The organism is Cupriavidus sp. BIS7 (assembly GCF_000292345.1).
Lineage (GTDB): Bacteria > Pseudomonadota > Gammaproteobacteria > Burkholderiales > Burkholderiaceae > Cupriavidus.
Genome location: NZ_ALOU01000019.1, coordinates 76,395 through 101,481, shown reverse-complemented (window position 1 = coordinate 101,481; position 25,087 = coordinate 76,395). Strand labels below are relative to the sequence as shown.

The 25,087-nt window shown below is 63.6% G+C and carries 24 protein-coding genes; 3 read left to right on the top strand and 21 right to left on the bottom strand.

What is annotated here, in order from left to right:
• Window positions 1-53: 53 nt before the first annotated feature.
• The 13 genes from hflC to ndk all read right to left on the bottom strand — a co-directional run bounded on the left by hflC (window position 54) and on the right by ndk (window position 14,055).
• Window positions 54-956 (bottom strand): protease modulator HflC, encoded by a 903-nt coding sequence (gene hflC / locus B552_RS0106935; RefSeq protein WP_019448277.1) that lies wholly within the window; start codon window positions 954-956, stop codon window positions 54-56.
• Window positions 957-967: 11 nt separating this feature from the next.
• The gene (gene hflK / locus B552_RS0106930) at window positions 968-2,314 is read right to left on the bottom strand and encodes an FtsH protease activity modulator HflK (RefSeq protein ID WP_026035404.1); all 1,347 of its coding nucleotides are present in this window, start codon (window positions 2,312-2,314) and stop codon (window positions 968-970) included.
• 116 nt (window positions 2,315-2,430) lie between these two features.
• Window positions 2,431-3,654: a GTPase HflX gene (hflX, locus tag B552_RS0106925; protein ID WP_026035403.1), complete on the bottom strand. Its 1,224-nt coding sequence runs from the start codon at window positions 3,652-3,654 to the stop codon at window positions 2,431-2,433.
• A 226-nt stretch (window positions 3,655-3,880) separates the two neighbouring features.
• The gene (hfq, locus tag B552_RS0106920; RefSeq protein WP_019448274.1) at window positions 3,881-4,120 is read right to left on the bottom strand and encodes an RNA chaperone Hfq; all 240 of its coding nucleotides are present in this window, start codon (window positions 4,118-4,120) and stop codon (window positions 3,881-3,883) included.
• A 211-nt stretch (window positions 4,121-4,331) separates the two neighbouring features.
• Window positions 4,332-5,675, bottom strand: coding sequence for a ribosome biogenesis GTPase Der (gene der, locus B552_RS0106915; protein ID WP_026035402.1), 1,344 nt, complete (start codon window positions 5,673-5,675; stop codon window positions 4,332-4,334).
• A 232-nt stretch (window positions 5,676-5,907) separates the two neighbouring features.
• Window positions 5,908-7,059, bottom strand: coding sequence for an outer membrane protein assembly factor BamB (gene bamB, locus B552_RS0106910; RefSeq protein WP_019448272.1), 1,152 nt, complete (start codon window positions 7,057-7,059; stop codon window positions 5,908-5,910).
• A gap of 33 nt (window positions 7,060-7,092) precedes the next feature.
• Window positions 7,093-7,725, bottom strand: a complete 633-nt coding sequence (locus B552_RS0106905) for a tetratricopeptide repeat protein (RefSeq protein ID WP_019448271.1) — start codon at window positions 7,723-7,725, stop codon at window positions 7,093-7,095.
• Between the two features lie 83 nt (window positions 7,726-7,808).
• Entirely contained in the window at window positions 7,809-9,149 is a 1,341-nt protein-coding gene (gene hisS, locus B552_RS0106900) for a histidine--tRNA ligase (protein WP_019448270.1), read from the bottom strand.
• 32 nt (window positions 9,150-9,181) lie between these two features.
• The gene (ispG, locus tag B552_RS0106895; RefSeq protein WP_019448269.1) at window positions 9,182-10,474 is read right to left on the bottom strand and encodes a flavodoxin-dependent (E)-4-hydroxy-3-methylbut-2-enyl-diphosphate synthase; all 1,293 of its coding nucleotides are present in this window, start codon (window positions 10,472-10,474) and stop codon (window positions 9,182-9,184) included.
• Window positions 10,475-10,517: 43 nt separating this feature from the next.
• Window positions 10,518-11,660, bottom strand: a complete 1,143-nt coding sequence (locus B552_RS0106890) for a RodZ domain-containing protein (RefSeq protein WP_019448268.1) — start codon at window positions 11,658-11,660, stop codon at window positions 10,518-10,520.
• On the bottom strand, window positions 11,653-12,429 hold the full coding sequence (gene pilW / locus B552_RS0106885) for a type IV pilus biogenesis/stability protein PilW (RefSeq protein WP_019448267.1): 777 nt from the start codon (window positions 12,427-12,429) through the stop codon (window positions 11,653-11,655). Before pilW ends, B552_RS0106890 begins: the two co-directional genes overlap by 8 nt.
• Complete coding sequence (gene rlmN, locus B552_RS0106880; protein WP_019448266.1) at window positions 12,426-13,580, bottom strand: 23S rRNA (adenine(2503)-C(2))-methyltransferase RlmN; 1,155 nt, start codon at window positions 13,578-13,580, stop codon at window positions 12,426-12,428. Before rlmN ends, pilW begins: the two co-directional genes overlap by 4 nt.
• Window positions 13,581-13,629: 49 nt before the next feature.
• Entirely contained in the window at window positions 13,630-14,055 is a 426-nt protein-coding gene (ndk, locus tag B552_RS0106875) for a nucleoside-diphosphate kinase (protein ID WP_019448265.1), read from the bottom strand.
• 338 nt (window positions 14,056-14,393) lie between these two features.
• Here ndk and B552_RS0106870 point away from each other — a divergent pair, with 338 nt between their 5' ends.
• Complete coding sequence (locus B552_RS0106870; RefSeq protein ID WP_019448264.1) at window positions 14,394-15,101, top strand: Bax inhibitor-1/YccA family protein; 708 nt, start codon at window positions 14,394-14,396, stop codon at window positions 15,099-15,101.
• A gap of 100 nt (window positions 15,102-15,201) precedes the next feature.
• Here B552_RS0106870 and rlmD read toward each other — a convergent pair whose 3' ends face one another.
• Window positions 15,202-16,602: a 23S rRNA (uracil(1939)-C(5))-methyltransferase RlmD gene (rlmD, locus tag B552_RS0106865; protein ID WP_280949271.1), complete on the bottom strand. Its 1,401-nt coding sequence runs from the start codon at window positions 16,600-16,602 to the stop codon at window positions 15,202-15,204.
• Window positions 16,603-16,702: 100 nt separating this feature from the next.
• Between rlmD and B552_RS0106860 the strand changes: the two genes are divergently transcribed.
• The gene (locus B552_RS0106860; RefSeq protein ID WP_019448262.1) at window positions 16,703-17,557 is read left to right on the top strand and encodes an endonuclease/exonuclease/phosphatase family protein; all 855 of its coding nucleotides are present in this window, start codon (window positions 16,703-16,705) and stop codon (window positions 17,555-17,557) included.
• 1 nt (window position 17,558) lies between these two features.
• On the opposite strand, the gene B552_RS0106855 is transcribed toward B552_RS0106860, so the two are convergent.
• From B552_RS0106855 to surE, 5 genes are all read right to left on the bottom strand, one after another.
• Complete coding sequence (locus B552_RS0106855) at window positions 17,559-18,395, bottom strand: 3'-5' exonuclease (RefSeq protein ID WP_019448261.1); 837 nt, start codon at window positions 18,393-18,395, stop codon at window positions 17,559-17,561.
• Window positions 18,392-19,552 carry an RNA polymerase sigma factor RpoS gene (gene rpoS, locus B552_RS0106850; RefSeq protein WP_026035400.1) on the bottom strand — a complete coding sequence of 387 codons (1,161 nt, stop codon included), beginning with the start codon at window positions 19,550-19,552 and terminating at the stop codon, window positions 18,392-18,394. The genes B552_RS0106855 and rpoS overlap by 4 nt, the downstream gene beginning before the upstream one ends.
• 6 nt (window positions 19,553-19,558) lie before the next feature.
• Window positions 19,559-20,446: a peptidoglycan DD-metalloendopeptidase family protein gene (locus B552_RS0106845; RefSeq protein WP_019448259.1), complete on the bottom strand. Its 888-nt coding sequence runs from the start codon at window positions 20,444-20,446 to the stop codon at window positions 19,559-19,561.
• Window positions 20,447-20,454: 8 nt separating this feature from the next.
• A complete protein-coding gene (locus B552_RS0106840) occupies window positions 20,455-21,357 on the bottom strand; it encodes a protein-L-isoaspartate(D-aspartate) O-methyltransferase (RefSeq protein ID WP_019448258.1) in 903 nt (300 codons plus the stop codon).
• Window positions 21,358-21,445: 88 nt separating this feature from the next.
• Window positions 21,446-22,198 carry a 5'/3'-nucleotidase SurE gene (surE, locus tag B552_RS0106835; RefSeq protein WP_026035399.1) on the bottom strand — a complete coding sequence of 251 codons (753 nt, stop codon included), beginning with the start codon at window positions 22,196-22,198 and terminating at the stop codon, window positions 21,446-21,448.
• Window positions 22,199-22,376: 178 nt separating this feature from the next.
• On the opposite strand from surE, the gene B552_RS0106830 reads away from it, so the two are divergent.
• Complete coding sequence (locus B552_RS0106830; protein ID WP_019448256.1) at window positions 22,377-23,351, top strand: NADPH:quinone oxidoreductase family protein; 975 nt, start codon at window positions 22,377-22,379, stop codon at window positions 23,349-23,351.
• A gap of 70 nt (window positions 23,352-23,421) precedes the next feature.
• Here B552_RS0106830 and B552_RS0106825 read toward each other — a convergent pair whose 3' ends face one another.
• Complete coding sequence (locus B552_RS0106825) at window positions 23,422-24,213, bottom strand: ABC transporter permease (protein WP_026035398.1); 792 nt, start codon at window positions 24,211-24,213, stop codon at window positions 23,422-23,424.
• A 27-nt stretch (window positions 24,214-24,240) separates the two neighbouring features.
• Entirely contained in the window at window positions 24,241-25,053 is an 813-nt protein-coding gene (locus tag B552_RS0106820) for an ABC transporter ATP-binding protein (RefSeq protein ID WP_019448254.1), read from the bottom strand.
• Window positions 25,054-25,087 lie beyond the last annotated feature (34 nt).

Below are 25,087 nucleotides of genomic sequence, written 5' to 3'. Positions count from 1 at the left end.
AAGCCCGGGGTTCGGTCGCTTCTCGCAGTCAGGCGCCTGAGGCGCCATCCGCGCTACTTCTTGCCGCCCGAGGCAGCCGGCGCAGCGCCGCCGTTGGGCGAACGCATATAGCGGAAGAAGTCCGAATTGGGCTCCAGCACCATTACGTTGCCCTTGTCACGGAACGTGTTCCGGTAGGCCTCCATGCTGCGCCAGAACTGCGCGAAGCTCGGATCCTTGCCGAACGATTCGGCGTAGATCTGCGAGGCCTTGGCATCGCCCTCGCCCTTGACCACCTGCGCGTCGCGGTAGGCCTCCGCCAGCACCACTTCACGCTGGCGATCTGCGTCGGCGCGGATTTTCTCACCTTCCGCGGCGCCCGTCGAACGCAGTTCGTTGGCCACGCGCTTGCGTTCGGCCTCCATGCGGCGATAGACCGACTCGCTGATGGCAGGCAGCAGGTCCACGCGCTTCAGGCGCACATCGATAATCTCCACGCCCACGGACTGCGCGTACTCGCTCATGCCGGCGCGGATATTCTGCATGACCTTCTCACGCTCGCCCGCCACGACATCGGCCACGGTGCGCTTGCCGAACTCCTCGCGCGCCACGGAATCGATACGCTGTGTCATGCGGTCCTGCGCGCCACGCACGTTGCCGCCGAAGGCGACGAAGAACTTGCGCGGATCGGTGATGCGCCATTTGACGAACCAGTCCACCACCATCGACTTCTTTTCGGCGGTCAGGAAACGTTCGTTGGCGGCCACGTCAATGGTCTGCAGGCGGCGGTCCATGAACATCACGTTCTGCAGCGGAGGCGGCAGCTTGAAATGGAGGCCGGGCTCACGCACGACCTGCTTGATCTCGCCAAACGCGAACACCACGGCATACTGGCGCTGGTCGACCACGAACAGCATCGACGACACGACGGCCAGCAGGACAAACAGGCCAATTGCAAAGGAAATCAGTCGGTTCATGACGGGTCTCCTCAGCGCGTGTCGCGGTCACGGCTGCGCATCGACTCGCGCGAGCGAATGTCCGGCGTGGACGCGTCTGGCACCGGCGGCGCATTCGTACCCGGCGCAACCGTCTGCGACGTGGCGGACGACGTGCCTTGCACCTGCGACATCAGCTTGTCCAGCGGCAGGTACAGCAGGTTGTTGCCCGACTTGGCGTCAACGAGGATCTTGTTCGAATTGGCGTAGATCTGCTGCATGGTCTCCAGATAGATGCGGTCACGCGTGACCTGCGGCGCCTTGGCGTACTCGGCCTGCACCGAGCGGAAGCGTGCTGAATCGCCCTCGGCCTGCGCGACCACGCGGGCGCGATAGGCTTCGGACTCCTCCTTCAGGCGCGCGGCCGTACCCTTGGCGCGCGGAATCACGTCATTCGCGTAGGCCTGGCCTTCACTGATCGCGCGCTCGCGATCCTGGCTGGCCTTGTTCACGTCGTCGAACGCGGCCTGCACCTGCTCGGGCGGCTGCACGCTCTGCACGTTGACCGAAATCACGCGGATGCCGGTCTTGTAGGCCGAGAGGATCGACTGGATCGACTTGGCCAGCGACTGCGCGATTTGCTCGCGGTTCTCGTAGAGCACCGCGTCCATCTTGTTGCGGCCAACAATCTCGCGCACCGAGGTCTCCGCGGCCTGGGTCACGAGTTCCTCGTCACCGCCGCGGTCGGTCTTGTTGTAGAACAGGAAATCGCTGGCGTCCTGAATGTCGTACTGGACCGTGAAACGGACATCGATGATGTTCTCGTCCTGCGTCAGCATCGACGAGTCCTTGAGGTTGCTGTCCTTGATCGACATGGCACGGCCCACTTCCACCGAACGCACTGCCGACAGGTTCACCACCTCGGCCGACTGGATCGGCCAGGGCATGCGCCAGTTGATGCCGGGGCCCGTCGAGTACTTGAACTTGCCGAACTGCAGGATCACCGCAGTCTGCCCTTCCTGCACCATGAAGAAGCCACTGGCAAGCCAGATACCGATCACCGCCGCGATGATCACGCCGATGCCGACATTGGAGCCCTTGCCGGACGGGCGCTGGCCCGTGCCGAAACCCTGCCCGCCGCCGCCGTTTTCCTTGCGGCCAAGCAGGCCGTTCAGGCGGCGGTTGAAATCGCGCCAGAGCTCATCGAGGTCGGGCGGGCCATCCTGCGGGCGCTGATTCTGCTGGCGGCTGTTGTCCTTGTCTTCATCGTCCTGTCCGTTACGGCCCCAGCGGGGGTCATTCAGCGACAAGATGGCGCGCAGGCGCGGCCAGCGCGCAAACCGCAGGGCGCGGCTGCCTGGCACGATGTGCGAGTCAGGATTCCGAGGGAACAGGGGCATGAAGAGCACGGGTCCGGGAAGTTTGGAACAGGGGGATTCTAGCAGCCATCTCGATCACTTTTGCTCAAAATGCCCAATCAGGCTGTGAATCTCGTCTAATGACGATCAGATTCGCCTCAGTGACGCACCTCTGGCTCGTCATCGGCATCCCACGGATCGCTATCCGATGGGGCCGCGAGGCCGTCGAGGCGTGGATCGTAAGGCGCTGGCTCGTCGGGCTGCGACGCCAGCCACTGCGCCACCTCCACGATCGACTCGCGCAGGCCGTCCAGGCCAAGCCCGTCGCGGGCAGACAGGAACACGCGCGTCGGCACCCCATCCTCGTTGCGCTCGACGCGCGGGCCCAGTTCCAGCAGTTCGGGCGCGGCATCGATCTTGTTCATCACCACGATCTGCGGGATGTCGGACGCGTCGATCTCGGCAAGCACGCGATTGACCTGCTCGATCTGCTCGTGGCGCACCGGGCTCGATGCGTCGACGACGTGCAGTAGCAGGTCGGCATGGACGGTTTCATCGAGCGTGGCACGAAACGCCGCCACGAGCTGCGTCGGCAGGTCACGGATGAAGCCGACCGTATCCGACAGCACCACATTGCCGAGGCCGTCGAGAAACAGGCGGCGCGACGTGGTGTCGAGCGTGGCGAACAATTGGTCCGCCGCGTAGGCGCGCGCCTTGGTCAATGCGTTGAACAGCGTCGATTTGCCAGCGTTGGTGTAGCCGACGAGCGAAATGCTCAGCGTATCGTTGCGCGCGCGTGCACGTCGTTGCGTATGGTGCTGGCGCTGCAAGCGCGCCAGATCGGCCTTGAGCCGCTTGGCGCGGTCATCAAGCATCCGGCGGTCAAGTTCGAGCTGGCGCTCGCCCGGGCCGCCGCGCATGCCGATACCGCCCTTCTGCCGCTCCAGGTGGCTCCACGCGCGAACCAGACGTGACGCCTGGTATTGCACCTGCGCCAGTTCCACCTGAACCTTGCCCACGTGACTCTGCGCACGCTGGCCGAAGATATCGAGAATCAGGCCCGTTCGATCGATCACATGACGATTCAGGAAGCGCTCGAGGTTACGCTGCTGAGCCGGACTCAGCGCGTGGTTGAACACCACCACGTCAGCGTCCAGCGCATCCGCCGCCTGGCGAAGTTCCTCCGCCTTGCCCGAACCAATAAACAGTGCCGGGTCCGGACGCGAACGCTTGCCCGTCAGCGTGTGAACAGGCAGCGAACCAGCCGTGCTGGTCAGCAGCGCCAGTTCGGACAGGCTTTCCTGAAAATCATGCTTGCCGAAATCGACGCCCACAAGGATGGCGCGGCTCGGTTCGGTCTGGGAGGTGGCTCTGGGTTGCAAGCGGGAGGACGCGAAGCGCCGGAGGATTCGTTGTTAAGACTAGATCTGACCGCGCTGGCAATGCTGCCTGTCGCGCCCTGATGCCGAGTGGCTCGGGGTCGTGCGGGATTGCGATCGGGAGGCGGCGGATGGTTTCGTCCGTTCAGGACGAGGAGGACGGCCCGTGAGCCGGGACACGCAGCACGACGGCCGCACACTGATGCGGCCGCCGGCGGGAGAGGAAAGATCAGCTCTCGGAAGCGTCATCCACGCGGAAATTGACGGCGCGCGCGGGCACGACGGTGGAAATCGCATGCTTGTAGACCATCTGCGTCACGGTGTTGCGCAGCAGGACCACGTACTGATCGAACGACTCGATATTGCCTTGCAGCTTGATGCCATTGACGAGGTAGATGGAAACCGGCACGTGCTCTTTGCGCAGCGCGTTCAGGAACGGGTCTTGTAGCAATTGCCCTTTGTTGCTCATGGCACACTCCAAATTTATAGATTTAGTGGTAGATCATGGGGACGAAAATCCCCGGTTCAAGTCAGTTGGCGCAAGATCGCGCCGGAAAAAAGTCAAAAAACGGTACCAAGCTGGCATCAACGTGCAGGGTTTCCCCCGCTACCGTGAATTTAGCTGCAGTTCCAAACGAACGCAAACGAAACTTGGCCGCCAGGAATGCCGCTTGCCCGGCTCAATCCTTCGATTCGGCGTACGGGTTTTTGTTCGTACGAAATTCGATGCGCAGCGGTGTTCCCTTGAGCTTGAAGGCCGTCCGGAAGCGGTTTTCGAGGTAACGCCGGTACGCTTCGGTCACCCCTGACAGCGCATTGCCGTGCACCACGATGATCGGCGGATTCGAACCACCCTGGTGCGCATAGCGCAATTTCGGGCGCGACATGCCCACGCGCTTTGGCTGCTGGAACTCCACCGCTTCACTCAGCACGCGCGTAAGCTGCGGCGTCGGGAGCTTGACCATCGCTGCGGCGTACGCGTCATCGACCGAGCGCAGCAGCGCGCCGATGCCGGTGCTCTCGCGCGCTGACACAAAGTGGAAGTTCGCGAAGTTCAGGAACTGCAGCTTGCGCTCCAGATCGTGCTTGACGCGGTCGCGCGAGTGACCGTCGAGGCCATCCCACTTGTTCACGCCGACCACGAGCGCCCTGCCCGACTCGACGATAAACCCGGCGATATGGGCATCCTGCTCGGAAATATCTTGCTGGGCGTCCAGCAGCAGCACGACCACGTTGGCATCCGCGATCGATTGCAGCGTCTTGACCACCGAGAATTTCTCGATCGCCTCGAACACCTTGCCGCGTTTGCGCAGCCCGGCCGTGTCGATCAGGGTGTACGGCTTGCCACCACGCTCGAACTCCACATAGATGGCGTCCCGCGTGGTGCCCGGCATGTCGAACGCGATCACGCGCTCTTCGCCGATCAGGGTGTTCACGAGCGTAGACTTGCCGACGTTCGGACGCCCCACGATGGCGATCTTGGTGCCGCGCTGGCCGCCATCTTCCTGTTCGGCCAGTTCCGGACGCTCCTGAACGGCGAGGTCGAGCGCCTCGTCGACGAGTTCGCTCACGCCGTCGCCGTGTGTCGACGAGATCGCGTACGGATCACCCATGCCGAGTTCATAGAAATCCGCCGCCACTGCGGTGTATTTCATGCCTTCGGCCTTGTTGACTGCCAGCATCACGCGGCGGCCGGTCTTGCGCAGGTAGTCGGCAATGACACGGTCCTGCGGCGCAAGGCCCAGACGGCCATCGACGAGGAAAATCACGACGTCCGCTTCCACCACGGCCTGGCGCGTCTGCTTCGCCATTTCGGCAACGATGCCGTCCTTGGCCACGGGCTCGAAGCCCCCCGTGTCAATGACGATGAATGGACGATCGCCAATACGGCCCTCGCCGTAATGGCGGTCCCGCGTCAGGCCCGGCAGGTCGGCGACAAGTGCGTCGCGCGAGCGGGTCATGCGATTGAATAGCGTCGACTTGCCCACATTGGGACGGCCGACGAGTGCGATAACTGGTTTCATGCAATAAACGGAAACAGGGGGCGGCTTGCGCCGTCCCCCAGCAGTTCCGGAGTCATGTTGATCCGACAACCGCCGTGCTCTCGCACGGCTGGCCGCTTTTCCTGTCGGCGGAACTGGAGCCTCGGGCTCCTCTTCCGCAGTTGCTGGCACGACCAGGGATCATGCTACCGGATTGAGGCCTCCCGTGCGACAGGGGCACGGGCGACCTTGCGTGCGTTACGTGCGCTGGCGATCAGTCCGGCACAAAGCCGTAGATATCACCATCGCGGGTCTGTACGACCAGCGTCTGCCCTGCCATGACCGGCGCCGCGGCAACTGCGCTGCCATCGGTCTTCATGCGGGCCAGGATCTTGCCATCCTCGCGCGACAGGAAGTGGACATAGCCTTCGTAGTCGCCCACCACCACCGAGCGGCCCACCGCCAGCGGCGCGCCAAGACCGCGATAGCGCAGGTCAGTATTCTTCCAGCGCTCATTGCCGTTCTGGCGATCGAACGAATACACGGCCGATGTTTCGTCGCTGGCGAACAGTGACGTCTCATCCTGCGTGAGACCAGTAGGCGAGGAAAAATCCTTGCCCCACTGGGGCTGGCCGTTGGCCAGTTCCAGGCACGACACGCGGCCCTGGAACGTCGTGGCGCACACCTGGCGGCCATAGACCGCCGGCATGCCGGTCACGTCATTCAGACGCTCGATCTCGGAAACGCCCTTCGGGTACGACACAGTGCTTTCCCAGCGAAGCGCGCCATTGGACGGTGCCAGCACGCCGAGCTTGCCGCCCGGGAACCCGGTGACGATGCCGTCGCCGGCGAACACCATGCCCATGGCAGCGCGCAGGTTCAGCGGCGTCTGCGTGCGCTGATAGATCCAGCGGCGCTCGCCGGTCATCGCATCGAGGCCGATCAGGCGCGTGTCCGTGGTACGCACCACCACGAGGCCACTGCCAACCAGCGGGGCCGACAGCACCTCGCCGTTGACCTGCTTCTTCCAGATCTGCTTGCCGCTGCCGTCGAACGCGTAGATCGCGCCCTTTTCACCCGCCACTGCCGTGACCGTACCATCGGTGCCGGGGCCCGAGGTCAGGTCCAGATCGGTCTTCGCCTTCCAGCGCGGCTGGCCGGTTGCCCCGTCGAGTGCGAGCACCGTGCCGCCTTTCGACGACACATAGACCGTGTTGCCCGAAGCCACCGGCGCCATCACATACGGGCCGCTCTTGCCCACGTCGGCCTTCCAGGCCTGCTTGACCGACAGCGTCGCGGCAATCGGCTGCAGTTCCGTGGGCGGATGCTTGTTTTCCTTGCTGAACAGCGAGCAGCCCGCCAGCAGGCCGAGGCAGGTACCCGCAACAATCGTGCGGGAGGCGGCTGCGCGAAGCAATGACGTCATACGGTGCGATCCTTATTGAGGAACTGGGGCCGCTCAGGCCGTGCCCAGCGCGTCGAGTTTGAACTGGATGATCTGGCGCATCGCCGCTTCCCCGCTGCCGAGTTTGTCAAGCGCCGTGCGATACGCGCTGCGCGCTTCGTCGCGCTTGTCCTGCGCGGCCAGCAGATCCCCGCGGCGATCCGCATACAGCGCCTGGTACGGTGCGGCGGGCTCGTCCTTGAGCAGCGCGAGGCCCTGGTCATAGGCTTTTTCGTCGAGCAGCACACCAGCCAGGCGCACACGCGCCAGCGGTGCGTAGTCGTCGCCGCCATGATCGATCGCCCATTGGAGCTGGGTCTTGGCACCAGCCAGGTCGCCGGCATCGTAGAGCACCTTGGCAGCAACCAGCGCACTCATCGGGCCATACGCGGTTCGGCCGAACTTGTCTTCAAGGTCGGTGGCGGCGCGCTTGACGCGATCCGCATCGCGGCTTTCCGCGGCCTTCGTGACCTGCTCGTACAGCTGCGCGGCATCGCGCGCCTGCACGCGTTGCCAATAGCTCCAGCCGCTCCAGGCCGCAAATGCGAGCAAGATGACAATCAGCGCCCAGGTGACGGCGTTACCGTACTGTTGCCACCAGGCCTTGAGACTCTCAAGCTGTTCCTGTTCTTCTAGATCGTAAGCCATGTCGAGGCAGTTACCCGCTTATGTTGAACATATCCGGCCACCGCCGAAGCAGCGGCCGGGTGATACCGTGATGGATATTCTGATTATTGCTCGTCGCCTTCGATCTCATCGACCATCGCGTCGATGATGAATTCGACGACCTGCTCGGCCGGCACACTGGCCTGCGGCCCGCCTTCCCCGGCATTGCCGCCACGCAGTTGCTTGACCTGCACCGTGCCGGCGGTGATTTCATCGTCGCCAATGATAACGGCAAAGGATGCGCCACTTGCGTCGGCCCGCTTCATCTGCGACTTGAAGCTTCCGCTCTTGCCATCCGGCGTGGCATGCAGCACCACGTCCAGGCCAGCGTCTCGCAGACGCTCCGCGGCAATCATCGACTGCTCGCTTGCGAGTTCGCCCTGATGGACCATATAGACGTCGCAGCCCTGCGTTTCGGGCACCAGGTTTTCTTCCCGGATCAGTTCGATAATCCGCTCGATGCCCATTGCCCAGCCACACGCCGGAGCAGGCTTGCCGCCCATCTGCTGGATCAGCGGGTCGTAGCGGCCGCCACCGGCGATGGTGCCCTGCGCGCCCAGCTTGTCCGTGATCCACTCGAACACGGTCAGGTTGTAGTAGTCCAGGCCGCGCACCAGACGCGGGTTGATCTTGTACGGAATATTGTTGGCGCGCAGGATCCTCTGAACACCTTCGAAGTGCGCCAGCGATTCCTCACCGAGGAAGTCGATCAGCTTGGGCGCATTGGCGGCCATTTCCTGCAGCGCCGGGTTCTTCGTGTCGAGCACGCGCAGCGGATTCGTGTACAGCCGTCGCTTGCTGTCCTCGTCAAGGATGTCCTGGAAGCCTTCCAGATACTTGATGAGCTGCTCACGGTGCGCGGCGCGCTCTTCTGCCTGACCCAGCGAATTCAGCTCGAGGCGGACACCGACCAGCCCGAGATCGTCCCACAGCCGCTGGCACATCAGGATGATTTCCGCATCGACATCCGGGCCGGCAAAGCCAAGTGCTTCGGCGCCAAGCTGATGGAACTGGCGATAGCGGCCGCGCTGCGGACGCTCGTGGCGGAACATCGGGCCCGTGTACCAGAGGCGCTTGGGGCCGTCGTACAGCAGGTTGTGTTCGATCGTGGAACGCACGGCCGCAGCGGTGCCTTCCGGACGCAGCGTCAGGTTCTCGCCGTTCAGTGAATCGGTGAAGGAATACATTTCCTTCTCGACGATGTCAGTGACTTCGCCGATGCCACGCACGAACAGCTGGGTATGCTCGACGATCGGCGTGCGGATTTGCTGGTAGCCATAGGCCCGCAGCATGCTGCGCGCGGCGCTCTCGAACATATCCCACAGCGGGGCGTCAGTGGGCAGCATGTCGTTCATGCCCTTCACGCCCTGCAGTGCCTTGACGGCCTTCGTCTTCTCTTCGCTCATGTCTTGATCGTTTTTGCGATAACGCCCGTGTATCAGGCTACCGCTTCCTCTTTTGCCTGTTTTGCGCCCGGCCCGTAGTGCGTGCGAACGTACTCGTCAACGATCGCCTGGAATTCCTGGGCGATATTCTCGCCGCGCAGGGTCTTCACCTTGACGCCATCGACAAACACAGGCGCGGCCGGCGATTCGCCCGAACCCGGCAGCGAAATGCCAATGTTGGCATGCTTGCTTTCGCCCGGACCATTGACGATGCAGCCCATCACGGCCACATCCATCTCTTCCACGCCGGGGTACTCTGTCTTCCAGACTGGCATCTGCTCGCGCAGGTATGACTGGATGCTCGCCGCCAGTTCCTGGAACGTCGTGCTCGTGGTGCGGCCGCAGCCTGGGCAGGCGATGACCATCGGCGTGAAGTTGCGCAGGCCCATCGTCTGCAGGATTTCCTGGCCAACGTAGACTTCCTTCTCGCGCGGCGCGCCCGGTTCCGGCGTCAGCGAGATGCGGATCGTGTCGCCGATGCCTTCCTGCAGCAGCACCGACAGCGCAGCCGTCGATGCCACGATGCCCTTGCTGCCCATGCCGGCTTCGGTCAGGCCCAGGTGCAGCGCGTAGTCGCAACGGCGAGCCAGTTCGCGGTACACCGCAATCAGTTCCTGCACCTGCGAAACCTTGCACGACAGGATGATCTGGCTGCCCGGCAGGCCGATTTCCTCGGCCTTCTGCGCCGATTCGATTGCCGACGTGATCAACGCTTCGACCATCACGCTCTGCGCGGGCCACGGCTCGGCGCGCTGGGCGTTTTCGTCCATGATGCGCGCGAGCAGGTCCTGGTCGAGACTGCCCCAGTTCACGCCAATGCGCACCGGCTTGTTGTAGCGGCACGCCATTTCGATCATCTCGGCGAACTGCTTGTCGCGCTTTGCGCCCTTGCCCACGTTGCCCGGATTGATCCGGTACTTCGAGAGCGCCTGCGCACACTCGGGAAAATCGTGCAGCAGCGTATGGCCGTTGTAGTGGAAATCACCCACCAGCGGCACGTTCACGCCCATGCGGTCCAACTGCTCGCGGATCGCCGGAACTGCCGCAGCGGCTTCCGGCGTGTTCACGGTGATGCGAACGATCTCCGAGCCTGCGCGCGCCAGTTCCTTGATCTGGATGGCGGTGCCAATGGCATCGACGGTATCGGTATTCGTCATCGACTGCACGCGCACGGGCGCGCCTCCGCCGATCGTGACAATGTTGTCACCCCACACGACGCTGGCCTGACGCGACACACGGCGCGGCAGCGGGCCCGGAATAACGGGCTGGAAAGCGTTCTGGTTCATTGCGTTACCACCTTGTTGCATGGCTGGCCGCGCCACCCGTCAATTACTGCAGGGTCAGGCGCGCCACGTTGTTCCGGTTGGCCGACTGGAGGTTCACCATCGCACCATTGTGCGTCAGCGATTCCACGCCCTTTACATTGCCAAGGATGACCTTGAAGGGAGCACCCGCGCCGCCGCCCGACACGGCATCGCCAGCCTTGGCCGTTCCGCCCAGGATGACCTTGCCGGATCGATCGCGGACTTCATACCAGGTATCGGCCGAGAAGCGGATCTGCACTGCACCGGCGCCTGTCGGCGCGGCTGGCGCCGTAGCGACCGGTATTACGGCCGGTGTTGCGACAGCCACGACAGCAGGTGCGGACGCCGCTTCGGATGAGGTCAGCGCACCACCGGTTGCCAGCGGCATTCCGCTCGAAGTGGTCGCCGGGTCCGGCTTCTTTGCCACGGCAGGTGCCGGTGTGGCTTGGGCCGCAGGTGCGGCCGATGCTGCCGACGCTGCCGGTGCCGCAGGCACCGCGGGCGCTGCCGATGCCGGTGCCGCCTCCGAAGGCGCGGGCGAATCGTTGCCCGTCATCACCGGCGGCAGCGTTGCGCTCACCGTGCCGTCATTATTGCTCTGCTCAGTGGCCCGCTCTTCCACGGCCGGTGCCGGCGCTTCTGCAGCCTTCTTGCTGTGAGTCTCCAGCCAGGCCTTGGCGTGATCGAAGCCGAAGTAGCCGCCAACGCCAATCAGTGCCAGCACGCAGACCAGCCATAGCCACCGTCCGCCAGCACCACCGACACCCTTCGTGCCAAAGCGGTTGCGATCGTCGAAGGCCTGGTTGAGCGCACCTTCGTTCCGGCGCGTGATCCCTGTCACCGGCGCGGCCTGGGCCTGCGCGTGATAGCGGCCCAGCAACCCGTCGATATCGACCTGCAGCGCGCGTGCATAGGCGCGCATCACGCCCTTGGCAAACGTCACGTCGGGCAGGCTCGACACATTGCCGGACTCGATCGCGACGAGCTTTGACGATGCCACTTTCAGCCGCGCGCTGACATCTTCCAGCGACAGCCGCTGGGCCTCGCGGGCTTCTTTCAGTTGCGCCCCGATTTCGCGGGCCACGGCCTCGCGTTCGGAGTCTGTCGCGCCACCGCCGACGTGTTCCGTCGCTGCGGCCTGGCTACCGGCGCGCTCTTGTTCACTCATCCCAAGCTCCTCTCTCGTATGCGGTCAGCTCGCGCGAGTCCGGGAACCGGCTGCGCAGTTGCGCCGTGAGTGCGTTTTGCGTATCGGCGTCGCCCTGACGACGGGCAATGCGCGCACCCAGCCAGAGGGATTGCGCGCTGACGAAGCGACTGCCGTTGACGCGGTCGACATACTGTTTGGCCTGAGCCATGTTCCCGCGCTGGAAGCTCAGTTGCGCGAGGTTGGTCAGAACGGCCGGATCGTTGCGGTCATAACCGTAGGCCGTCTGTAGATTCTTCTCAGCCGACGCCAGGTCGCCATTGCGCATCTCGCAGGCACCAAGGTTCGTCAGCGGCCTCACCGGCCCGTTGACCGACGGCGCCTGCACCGCGCGCTGCAGCGTTGCCTTCGCCTCCGCGTAGCGATGGTTCTGACAAAGGAACCAGCCGTAGTTGTTCAGCACGTCCGGGTCGTTCTCGCGCATGCTCAGCGCGGTGCGGAAGCTGTCTTCAGCCAGGGCATTCTCGTTCATGCCCATGTAGATCAGCGCACGGACGTGATAGCCATCAACCAGCGTCGGATCGATATTGATGGCCTGCTTGACCTCGTCAAGCGCTACCGGATACTGACGGGCCTCCAGATACTGTGTGGCCAGCCGCAGCCGGATAGTGGCGCGCTTGTTGGCAGAAGTCTGATCGGAAGCGGTCTGGATGTCCTGCGCAGGTGCAGGCGGCAACGAACAGGCAGACAGCATCAGCCCGAACAGGGCAGCAACAATCAGACGGGTCATGCAGGACGGGCCTCTCGAGAGGTGCCGGCCTCAACCACCGGCACCAGTGGCGTGATCTTGCCGAACTTGCCGCGTTCGGACAGACGGGTACGATCCATGACCTCGCCAGCAAGCTGGCCGCATGCGGCGTCGATGTCGTCGCCGCGGGTCTTGCGGATCGTCGTGACGATACCCGCATCCATCAGCACCTGGGCGAAGCGGCGGATCTGCTCGTTGTTCGAGCGCTTCAGCCCGGATTCCGGGAACGGGTTGAACGGGATAAGGTTGAACTTGCACGGCACGTCGGCCACAAGCTTCAGCAGTTCCCGCGCGTGTTCGACGGTGTCATTGACGCCGTCGAGCATGCAGTATTCGAAAGTAATGAAATCGCGCGGCGCGAATGCCAGGTAGCGGCGGCACGCCGCCATCAGTTCGGCCAGCGGATACTTGCGATTGAGCGGTACCAGCACGTCGCGCAGCGCATCGTTCGACGCGTGCAGCGATACGGCCAGTGCCACGGGCAGGTCCTTCGACAAACGGTCCATCATCGGCACCACGCCGGACGTGGACAGCGTCACGCGCCGGCGCGACAGGCCGTACGCGTTGTCGTCGAGCATCAGCCGCATCGCCGGCACGACCGCGTCGTAGTTGAGCAGCGGCTCGCCCATGCCCATCATCACCACGTTGGAGATGACGCGCTCGTCCTTGGGGCCCCGGCCCAGCTGGGCGCGCATTGCGAATTCAGCCATCCAGAGCTGGCCGATGATTTCGCCGGTCGAGAGATTGCGGGAGAAACCCTGCTTGCCGGTCGAACAGAAACGGCAATTGACGGCGCACCCCGCCTGCGACGACACGCACAGCGTACCGCGCGTGTCCTCGGGGATGTACACCGTCTCCACCGCGTTACCGGCGCCGACATCGATCAGCCATTTGCGCGTGCCGTCCGACGAAATGTTGTCGGTAATGACGGAAGGCGCGCGGATCTCGGCACGCGTCGCAAGCTTTTCGCGCAGCGACTTGGCGAGATCCGACATGGCGTCGAAGCGGCTGGCACCGAACTGGTGGATCCAGCGTTGCAGCTGCCGCGCACGGAACGGCTTCTCGCCGAGCTCGCCGCAATAAGCGGTGAGCGCGTCCGCATCGAGGTCGAGCAGGTTGACGAGATCATTCATGACGGCAGTTCCAGCTTGACTACAGGTTCAGTCGTGATGTCAGAGACAATCAGCGGCTGTAAACGTTCATACCCGGGAAGAAGAAGGCAATTTCCACGGCAGCCGTTTCCGAAGCGTCCGAACCATGGACGGCGTTGGCGTCGATGCTGTCGGCGAAATCGGCGCGGATCGTGCCCTTTTCAGCCTTCTTCGGGTCGGTGGCGCCCATCAGGTCGCGGTTCTTGGCAATGGCGTTTTCACCTTCCAGTGCCTGGATCATGACCGGGCCCGAAACCATGAAGTCCACCAGGTCCTTGAAGAACGGGCGGGCAGCGTGCACGGCGTAGAATTGCTCGGCTTCACCGCGCGACAGGTGAACCATCTTGGCGGCAACGACTTTCAGGCCAGCGGCCTCGAAACGGGCGTAGATCTGGCCGATAACGTTCTTGGCCACGGCATCCGGCTTGATAATCGACAGGGTGCGTTCGATCGCCATGAAAAACTCCGAAAAATGAAGGGGTTACAAATGGATTAAACGTGCAATTCTAGCACGACCGCATGACGGTTTCGAGCCTGCACCCCAATGCCATCCTCCAAGCAGTCGGCACGCCTGTTTTGGATAGGTAAAATGCCTTATAAGCTACATTTGCACGAAGGCCACGGGAACAGAACTCCCGAAACCCCGTCAAATGTTTGCGTTTTCGGAGAACAACCATTGCACAGGGATATTGTTAATACAAAGCCCCCTTGCAAATCCGCGGGCGCGATGCCACATTGGCGCTGTGCCTGCCGGGTTGCCCCGGCGTCTCACCGATACTGATGACAGGAGTCACCATGAACAATAAGCTGAACACCTACGGTTTCGGCAATAGTGCTGCGAACGCCACCGATGTGGCTGTCCGCAACCGGGTCCTTCGCAATACTTACTGGCTGCTGGCCATTTCGATGATCCCGACCGTGATCGGCGCGTGGATCGGCGTGGTCACTGGCTTCACGACCTTGATCGCGGGTAGCCCGATGATGTCGGCGGTGCTGTTCCTCGCCGTTGCCTTCGGCTTCATGTTTGCCATCGAGAAGACCAAGAACAGCGGCATGGGTGTGGTCCTGCTGCTGGCCTTCACGTTCTTCATGGGCCTGATGCTCGCGCGCATCCTCAGCTTCACGCTGTCGTTCTCGAACGGACCCGCGCTGATCATGTACGCATTCGGCGGCACCGCCGCGGTGTTTGGCGTAATGGCCACCATTGCCAGCGTCAGCAAGCGCGATTTCTCCGGCCTGGCCAAGTTCCTGTTCGTTGGCGTGGTCCTGCTGATCCTGGCCAGCCTGGCCAATATCTGGCTGCAACTGCCGGCGCTGATGATCACGCTGTCGGTGATCGCCATCGGCATTTTCTCGGTGTTCATCCTGATCGACGTTCAGCGCGTTGTGAACGGTGGTGAAACCAACTATGTCACGGCCACGCTGGCGATCTACCTGGACGTCTACAACGTGTTCGTGAACCTGCTGGCCCTGCTGGGCATTGCAGGCGGCAGCCGCGACTGATAGACGTTAGCCAAGGGGTTCCGTAGCGTCTCGAGCGCTGCCCCAACCAAAGAAAAAAGCCGCCCTCGGGCGGCTTTTTTCATGCGCATGCGGCGCTGCTTCAATCGCGCTCGAACACGGCGATCGACTCCACGTGCGACGTATGCGGGAACATGTTGACCACGCCGGCTCCAGCCATACGGTAGCCGGCCTCATGCACCAGCAGACCGGCATCGCGCGCGAGCGTCGCCGGGCTGCAGGACACATAGACGATGCGCTTCGGCAGCACGTCGCTCCCGGCCTGGTTCAGTTCACCCAGCGCCTTGCAGACAGCCAGCGCGCCCTCGCGCGGCGGATCGACCAGCCAGCGATCGAATCGGCCCAGCGCGGCGATATCCTCAGCGGTCACTTCGAACAGGTTGCGGCATGCAAACGACGTCTTGCCGGCCAGCCCGTTGTACTCGGCATTGGCCAGCGCTCGCGTGGTCAGTGCGTCGCTGCCTTCGATACCGGTCACCGAAGCCCCTTGCGTAGCCAGCGGCAGCGTGAAGTTGCCAATACCGCAGAACAGGTCGAGCAGGCGGTCAGTCGGTTGCGCATCGAGCAGACGCAGCGCGCGCCCAATCAGCACGCGGTTGATCTGGTGATTGACCTGCGTGAAGTCCGTCGGCTTGAACGGCATGCGGATACCGAACTCGGGCAGCGTATATGCCAGTTCCTGGTCGGCCGGGTAAAACGCATAGACCGTATCGGGCCCCTTCGGCTGCAACCAGAATTGCACATGGTGCTGATCGGCAAAGGCACGCAGCAGATCCTTGTCAGCATCGGTGAGAGGCTCGAGGATACGCAGCACAAGTGCAGTTACCTCTGCGCCGACGGCCAGTTCGATCTGGGGCATGCGGTCGCGGATCGACAGGCCCGTCACCAGCTCCCGCAGCGGCACCAGCATCGCCGACACATGTGGCGGCAGGATCTCGCAGCGCGTCATGTCCGCCACGTAGCTGCTCTTGCGCTCATGGAAACCTACCAGCACCCCGCCCTTCTTGGCCACGTACCGCACGGTCAGGCGGGCACGGTAGCGGTAACCCCAATCCGGCCCGGCGATCGGGCGGAACACGACGTCGGGCTTCACCTTCGACAGATGCCAGAGATTGTCTTCGAGCACACGCTGCTTGATGGCCAACTGCGCACGCGAATCGAGGTGCTGCATCGAGCAGCCGCCGCAGACGCCAAAATGCTGGCAACCGGGTTGCACGCGCATCACCGACTCCTGCTTCACCTCGACGAGGTGAGCCTGTTCGTAGCTTGGCTTGCGGCGAAAGCTGCGATAGGAGACGGTTTCGCCGGGCAACGCGCCTTCGACAAAGATCACCTTGCCGGGCGTGCCATCCTCGTTTTCCAGACGGCCAACGCCACGCGCCTCCATGTCGAGGCTGTCGATCTTGACGACGGGGTCGGTGGAAGCGGCGGGAGCAGTGGGCACCACACCTGGGCTGCCCGCTTGAGTGGGCTGGGTAGACACGGCTTGAGACACCAGTGAGACCTGACGTATTGTTTTGCAGAAGCGCGATTGTAGTCCAGTCACAGCGCCGTCATGGAAAAGCCGGGCGAAGAGGCGAGCAATGGAACTGATTTCCTGGAACATCCAGTGGGGCCGGGGCGCCGGCGGCAAGGTCGACCTGGCTCGCACCATCAACACCCTGCGCGGGATGGCCGATGCCGATGTGCTGTGCCTGCAGGAAGTCACACGCGGCTTCTCCGACCTGGCCGGGCAGCCGCAAACCGATCAGGTCGCTGAACTGGCCACGCTACTGCCGGAATATCGGGTGATTTTTGCCCCGGGCGTCGACCGCACGCACCGCGACGGCAGCCCTCGCCAGTTTGGCAACGTCGTGGCCACGCGCCTGCCAGTACGCGAGATCTTCCGCCATGCCCTGCCGTGGCCGGCGGACCCCGACGTGGCATCGATGCCCCGCGTGGCGCTGGAAGTGACGGTGCAGACCGGCACGCGGCCGCTGCGCATCATTTGCACGCACCTGGAGTACTACTCGACATCGCAACGCGCCGCCCAGGCCGAGGCCCTGCGCGACTGGCATGCGCAGGCGTGCGGGCACGCACGCCACCCCGGGCGATCGGAAAGCAAACCCGGCCCGTTCACACCCGAGCCGCGGCCAAGCGAAGCAATCCTGTGCGGTGACTTCAACAGCCGGCCAGATGACTTCGCCTATCGGCGCATGCTGGAACCCTATGGCGACGGCACCCCCGACTGGCGGGATGCCTGGATCCATATGCATCCGGGGCAGCCACACGCCCCTACCTGCGCGCTTTACGACAAGCAGCAGTGGCCCGAGCCGCCGTTTGCATGCGACTTCATGCTGGTCAGCGACGATCTGGTCGGGAAGGTGCGGCGGTGCGAGGTCAACGGTTTGACTGATGCGTCGGACCATCAGCCGATCCACCTGACGGTGGACCTTTAACTCAACAGTCGTCTTCGCTCTCGGGGCTCAGCGGCTGCAGGCGGAACGCGCGCAGATACTCCATCCACTGCTCGCCCGGCAGTTCGGCCAGCGATTCCTGCACGAGCGCCACCTCCAGATCAAACTCACGCGGCGTCAGGCCGCCGCGCATGAGTTGAAAGCGGCAGTACATCAGGTACGTGTTGACGACGTCGGTTTCGCAGTAATCGCGAATCTCGTTGAGCTTCCCTGCCTGAAACGCCTCCCAGACCTTGCTGCCATCCATCCCCATCTTGCCGGGGAATCCGCACAGCTTGGCCAGGTCATCGAGCGGCGCGCTCGCGCGCGGCTGGTACATCGCCAGCAGGTCCATCAGGTCCAGGTGCCGCATGTGATAGCGGCTGATGTAATTGTTCCACTTGAAGTCACGGCTATCGTCGTCGCGGCCCTCGCCCATTTCCCAGTAGCGCGGCGCCGCCACGCCGTGGATCAGACCACGGTAGTGCAGCACGGGCAGGTCGAAGCCACCGCCATTCCACGATACGAGCTGCGGGCTGTAGCGCGCAATCAGCTCATAGAACTTCTGGATCAGCGTGGCCTCGCCATCCTCGAGCGTGCCGAGCGAGCCGACATGAAACACCGCCGAACCATCGCGCTGCGTCCGGCGCAGCACGCACGAAATCGCGGCCACGCGTTGCAGATAGTGCGGCAGGAAGTCGGAGCCGGACTTTTCCCGGCGGGCGGCAAACGCATGCTCGGCGACTTCGGCGTCGCTCATCGATGCGGGATGGTCATGCAAACGGCGCAGGCCGTCGACATCGGGAATCGTCTCGATGTCGAATACCAGCACAGGGGTCATAGAACGGCGTCCTTGCGTACACCTTGCGAAGCGAAATGCCGTTTGAGCTTGACGAGCGCTTCCTGCTGGATCTGACGCACGCGTTCCCGCGTGAGACCCATTTCCTCAGCCAGCTCCTCGAGCGTGGCTGGCTCGATGTGGTTGAGGCCGAAGCGGCGCTCCACCACATAGCGATGCTTCTCCGACAGGCGTGCCAGCCAGAGTTTCATCAGGTTTTCCAGCTCGCGGTGCGCCACTTCCTGATCCGGAGCGGCGTTATGTTCGTCGGACAGGAAATCGAGCAGGCTTGAGCCCGGATCGAGATCGAACGGCGTGTCGAGCGAGGTGGTATGTTCATTGAGTGCCAGCACGTCCTGCACCTCGTCCGGCGTCTTGCCGAGCAGGTGGGCGATGTCCTCGAGGCTGGCGTCGCGGCCGTCTGTGCCACCTTTTTCAAGATGGCGCTTGGCGCGCAGGACCTGGTTGAGCTCGCGAATCACGTGCACCGGCAAACGCACGGTGCGCGCCTGGTTCATGATCGCCCGCTCGATGCTCTGGCGAATCCACCACGTGGCATACGTGGAGAATCGGAATCCGCGCGACGGGTCGAATTTCTCGATCGCGTGCATCAGGCCCAGGTTGCCTTCCTCGATCAGGTCGAGCAGCGGCACGCCCCGGTTGAGATAACCCTTGGCGATGCTGACCACGAGACGCAGATTGCGCTCGATCATCACCTGGCGCGCGGAGAAATCGCCACCCTTGGCCAGCGTGGAGAAATGCAGTTCCTCCGGCGCGGACAACAGCGGCTTGATACTGATGCGATTGAGATAGTGCTGGACGGTGTCGGCCGCCAGTTCCGTATGCAATACGGTGCGGAAATCGTCGGGTTCGGCGGCGGCTTCGGTAGTGCCCTCCTCCTCATCCTCTTCGGATTCTTCCTCGTCGCCGTCGTCGTGATCGGCTTCGTCCGCATTCAGGTCCGCATTACGCAAACCTGCGCGCGAAACGGGTGTGATCGGCTCGTCGGCGACGGGCACCATTTCGGAGGCAGGATCTTGCCCGAATACCTCGGCACCGATCCCGTCGTCATGTCTTGCCAAGCCAGCTTTTCCTTCCGGCTGCTTGGGACGACGGGTCCTGCTGACAACTCCGGATGAGACAGTTTTCTGGCGTGGCATGAACCCTCACTGTGGCGGCAGATACCGCATCGGATCGACCGGTTTTCCGTTCTTGCGAACCTCAAAGTGCAGCTTGACCCTGTCAGAATCACTGTTACCCATTTCGGCAATCTTCTGGCCCTTGCGGACGGTTGATTGCTCTGTGACCAGCACCTTGTCGTTGTGCCCGTAGGCGGTCAGGTACGTGTCATTGTGTTTGATGATGACAAGATTCCCGTAGCCGCGCAAGGGGCCCACGTGAATCACACGACCCTCGTCCGCAGCCAGCACCGCATCGCCCTTTTTGCCGGCGATGTCGATGCCCTTGTTGCCCTTGTCGTCAAACTTGGAGACCAGTTGACCGTTCGCCGGCCAGGCCAGGCGAATATCGGACGCCGGCGCCGAAGCCGCGGTCGCAGCGGCAGTGGCAGCGGCCGCTGCCGTTGCGGCGGCCGCCGGCGTACCGGACGACGTACCGGACGACGTACCTACGGGCGTCCCGACAGGATGCGCCGAATCGATCGGCTGCGACTGGACGGCGCCAGACGCCACAGGCACGGTTGCCACGCCCGGCGCGGCATTCACGTCCGCGCTCGGCGGCACCACGCGCAACAACTGGCCGACCTCGATCTGGTTCGGGTTGACCATGTTGTTCCAGGTTGCCACATCACGGTAAGACTGGCCGTTTTCGAGCGCGATACGGTAAAGCGTATCACCTCGCTTGACCCGATAGTATCCGGCAGGCGCCGGCTCGGTGGAGGCGGCTTGCTGGGCACCACCGGCCGTGGACGTGCGGTCCACTACCGGTGCGGGCATGGGGGAGTTGGCGCAGGCAGCCAGCACTGCCGCGAGCGCCACGACGCTCAAACGTTGTCCGACTCGTGCGAAATAGTCCGAATTCACGATGTTGTGCATAGATCGACTCAGATGGTGCCCGATTTTAAGGGCACAAAGAAAACCGCTTCAAGCGCAGTCCTGTGAAACCGATGCCGATTGAGGCGCTCGATCAGCAGCAGTTGCTGCGTCACGGTCTGCCCCGGCGCACCGGTACTGGGCGCAACCACCGGGGCGATCAGACGCCCGCCGATGGCAAGTTGTTCCAGCAACGCCTGCGGGACTTCCATGCCCGCGGCGGCGAGGATGATCGACGAAAAAGGCGCGGCCTGTGGCAGGCCGAGCATCCCGTCGCCATAGTGCAGCCGGATATTTGGCACGCGCAACGGCCGCAGGTTCGCCTTGGCTTGTTCGTGTAGCGGACGAATCCGCTCTATGGAGAACACTTCCTGGGCCACCAGGCTCAGCACGGCCGCCTGATAACCACAGCCGGTGCCAATTTCCAGCACGCGTTCGAGCGGCTGGTCGGGCGGCAGTCCTTCGCGCAGCAGCTCGATCATGCGCGCCACCACGGACGGCTTGGAAATCGTCTGCTGATGGCCGATGGGCAACGCCGCATCCTCGTACGCCTGCGAGGCCAGACCAGGCTCCATGAACAGGTGGCGCGGCACCGTGGCGATGGCGCCCAGCACCCGTTCGTCGCGTATGCCACCCGCGCGCAGCCGTGCCGCCAGTGCCGTGCGTGCGCGGTCCGACGCCATGCCGCCGCCGCCAGCCGTTGCGGCGGACGCGCGCGCCTCCACGGCACTGCCGGGAAGCGGAGGAGGCGCAGGCGGTGCTGCAGGCTTGCGTGGCTTGACTGGGTCTGCCGCAGGAGCAGCCGCGCGCTTGCCCACGGCCGGCATGCCGGCGGTACGCGCGGGCGCGGGCTTGCGCTCGACCACCGCATCTAGCGGCAGTGGAAAGCGGGATCGGCGCGGCGTGGAACTCATTTGGACAGGTACGACTGGGAGGCTGGCACGCGCGGACATGCGCGGCGATTCGGTGTGAACGACTGACGGGTGCGTGGCGATGACACGCTTACCCCAGCCACTGTTCGATTTTTTCGAGCTGACCGCGATGGGTCAGGTCAAGCTGCAGTGGTGTCAGCGAGACGTAGCCATTGGCGGTCGCGTGGAAATCGGTGCCCTCGCTCGCATCGCGTGCATCGCCGGCCGGACCGATCCAGTAGTTGGTATCGCCACGCGGATTGACCTGCACGATCACAGGTTGCGACGGATGCCGCTTCCCGAGCCGGGTGGCGCGATTCCCGCGGATGTGCTCGTACGGCAGGTTCGGAATATTGACGTTGAGCAGCAGCGGCTCGGTCGGCGGGTGGGCGATCACGTGTTCGACAATCTCCCTGGCCACCCGCGCGGCCGCGTCCAGGTGTGTCCAGCCCTTGTCGACCTGCGAGAACGCGATCGACGGAATGCCGAACAGGTAGCCTTCGATTGCCGCCGCCACCGTGCCCGAATACAGGACATCCTCGCCCATGTTCTGTCCCTGATTAATCCCCGAGACCACCAGGTCGGGGCGATCGTCGAGCAGACCGGTCAGGGCCACGTGCACGCAGTCGGTGGGCGTTCCATTGATGTAACGAAAGCCCTGCTGCACGCCCTCCCGCGCCTCGTAGACCGATAGCGGCCGCTGCAATGTCAGCGAATTCGATGCGCCGCTATGATTCTGTTCGGGGGCGATCACGGTCACGCGCGCCAGGGGGGCGAGCGCAGCGTGCAGGACGGCGAGTCCCGGCGCGAGATAACCGTCATCGTTGGCAAGGAGGATATGCATGGCCGCGATTGTACCCGAGCAAAGCGGCGTGGGAGCGTCATCGTGCGGCCGGACATGCGGCGCCCGAATGGACGACATGCAGCGATTTTCCGAACAGAACGACCGTGCTTTTCCTGGGCTACACTTGCCCGCAGCGCGTGAGACCCCTCGCGCATGACTTATCAAGAACGGAGACATGATGAAAGCCGTATTGTGCAAGGCCTGGGGCCCGCCCGACTCCCTGACTCTGGAAACGCTGCCCGACCTCGTGCCGGGCGATGGCGAGGTCGTCATCGACGTCAAGGCGGCCGGTGTCAACTTCCCCGATGTACTGATCATCCAGAACAAGTACCAGGCCAAGCCGGCCCTGCCGTTCTCGCCCGGATCCGAACTGGCGGGCGTGGTCAATGCCGTCGGCGCCGGCGTGACGCATGTGAAGCCTGGCGACAAGGTTATCGCCTACCTCGGCAATGGCGCATTTGCGTCACAGGCGAAGGCGCCCGCCAATGCCGTGGTGCCGATGCCTCCCGGTATCGATTTCGACGTGGCGGCGGCGTTCACGCTGACTTATGGCACCTCTCACCACGCGGTAGTCGACCGTGGCCAGCTCAAGGCTGGCGAAACCATGCTGGTGCTCGGCGCAGCGGGCGGTGTGGGCCTAGCGGCAATCGAGATCGGCAAGGCCATCGGCGCGCGCGTGATCGCGGCGGCGTCCACCGCTGAAAAGCTTGCAGTCTGCAAGGAGCACGGCGCCGACGCGCTGATCAACTACAGCACCGAGGACCTGCGCGAGCGAGTCAAGGAGCTGACCGGCGGCAAGGGCCCGGACGTAATCTACGACCCGGTGGGTGGTATCTATGCCGAACCGGCGTTCCGCTCGATTGGCTGGCGCGGGCGCTACCTTGTGGTTGGCTTTGCCAATGGCGAGATTCCCAAGATGCCGCTGAACCTGGCGCTGCTCAAGGGAGCATCGCTGGTGGGCGTGTTCTGGGGCGATTTCGCACGCCGCGAGCCCAAGGCCAATCAGGCCAACATGGTGCAGATGCTTGGCTGGATGAAGGAAGGCAAGATCCGCCCGCATATCTCGGCACGGTATCCGCTGGAGCAGGCAGCGCAAGCGCTCAAGGACATGGAAGCGCGCAAGGTGACCGGGAAGATCGTGATCAACCCCTGATGGTCTGCCTATGTTTTCTCCCCTCTCCCGCACGCGGGAGAGGGGAGAAAACCGCGAAAAAATCTGACCGTCAGAGCTTCTCCGTTTCGCCGGTCTTTGGCTGCCACCTCATCAGCCGCTTCTCCCCGACCGTCACCATCCAGTCCAGCACCAGTGCAAACGCGGTCAGCACCACGATGCCTGCGAACACGGTATTGATATCGAAAGTGCCTTCGGCCTGCAGGATCAGGTAGCCCACGCCGCGCGCCGACCCCAGGTATTCGCCCACCACCGCCCCCACGAACGCCAGACCCACCGAGGTATGCAGCGACGAGAACACCCAGCTTGTCGCGCTCGGCAGGTACACGTGGCGCAGCAGTTGCTGCTTGCTGGCGCCAAGCATCCGCGCGTTGGCCAGCACCACCGGGCTCACTTCCTTGACGCCCTGGTAGACGTTGAAGAAGACGATAAAGAACACCAGCGTCACGGCCAGCGCCACCTTCGACCAGATGCCCAGGCCAAACCAGACCGCGAAGATCGGCGCCAGGATCACGCGCGGCATCGAGTTGGCCGCCTTGACATACGGGTCGAGCACCGCTGACGTGAACGGGCTCAGCGCCAGCCACAGGCCCACGCCAAGGCCGCTCACCGTGCCGATGCCGAAGGCCAGCACGGTTTCCAGCAGCGTGACACCCAGGTGCAGGTAGATATCGCGCTCGACGACAAACCAGCTCCAGATACGCTGCGCCACCACGAGTGGCTCGCCGAAGAAGAACGCCACCTGCTCCGAGCGCGTGGCCAGATGCCAGACGATCAGGATCACCGCGAGCAGCAGAAGCTGCCAGACCCGCAGCATGCCATTGGAATTGGGACGAAAAGCCATGTCGTTGATCTTGTCCGGTCGGGAAAATCAGGCCACCTGGCGCTGTTGCGCGTAGCCCTTGAGCACCTCTTCGCGCAACACGTCCCAGATGGCGGCGTGCAGTTCCACGAAGCGTGGATGGTTGCGGATTTCGGCCACGTCGCGCGGGCGCGGCAGGTCGATGGCGAACTCGCCGATCGGGTGCGTGCCCGGGCCGGCCGACAGCACCACCACGCGGTCGCTCATGGAAATCGCCTCATCGAGATCGTGCGTGATGAACAGCACGGCCTTGCGCTTGGCGGCCCAGAGGTCAAGCACTTCGTTCTCCATCAACTGGCGCGTCTGGATATCCAGCGCCGAGAACGGCTCGTCCATCAGGATGATGTCCGGGTCCATCACCAGCGTCTGCGCCAGGCTCACGCGCTTGCGCATGCCGCCCGAAAGCTGGTGCGGATAGCGATCACCAAACCCGCCCAGACCCACGCGCCGCAGCCATTCTTCGCCCTGCTTCACGGCGTCGGCACGCGGCACGCCACGGAATTCCAGGCCGGCGATCACGTTGTCCAGCGCGCTGCGCCACGGCATCAGCGCCTCCGCCTGGAACATGTATCCGGCGCGCGCGTTGATACCCTTGAGTGGTTCGCCAAACACGCGCACGTCACCGGTCGAGGGTTCCAGCAGGCCGGCCGAAACATTGAGCAGCGTCGACTTGCCGCAGCCAGTGGGCCCCACCACGGAGACAAACTCTCCGGGCTGGATGGACAACGTGACGTCGCGCACGGCGGTATAGCGCTGCGAGCGGTCTTCGCGCGAGACGAAGGTGCAGGTCACGTTTTCGAGGGAAAGTGCAGGCGTGCTCATGACGGCAGGACTCGAAGAAGCTTTCGCCCGCCGC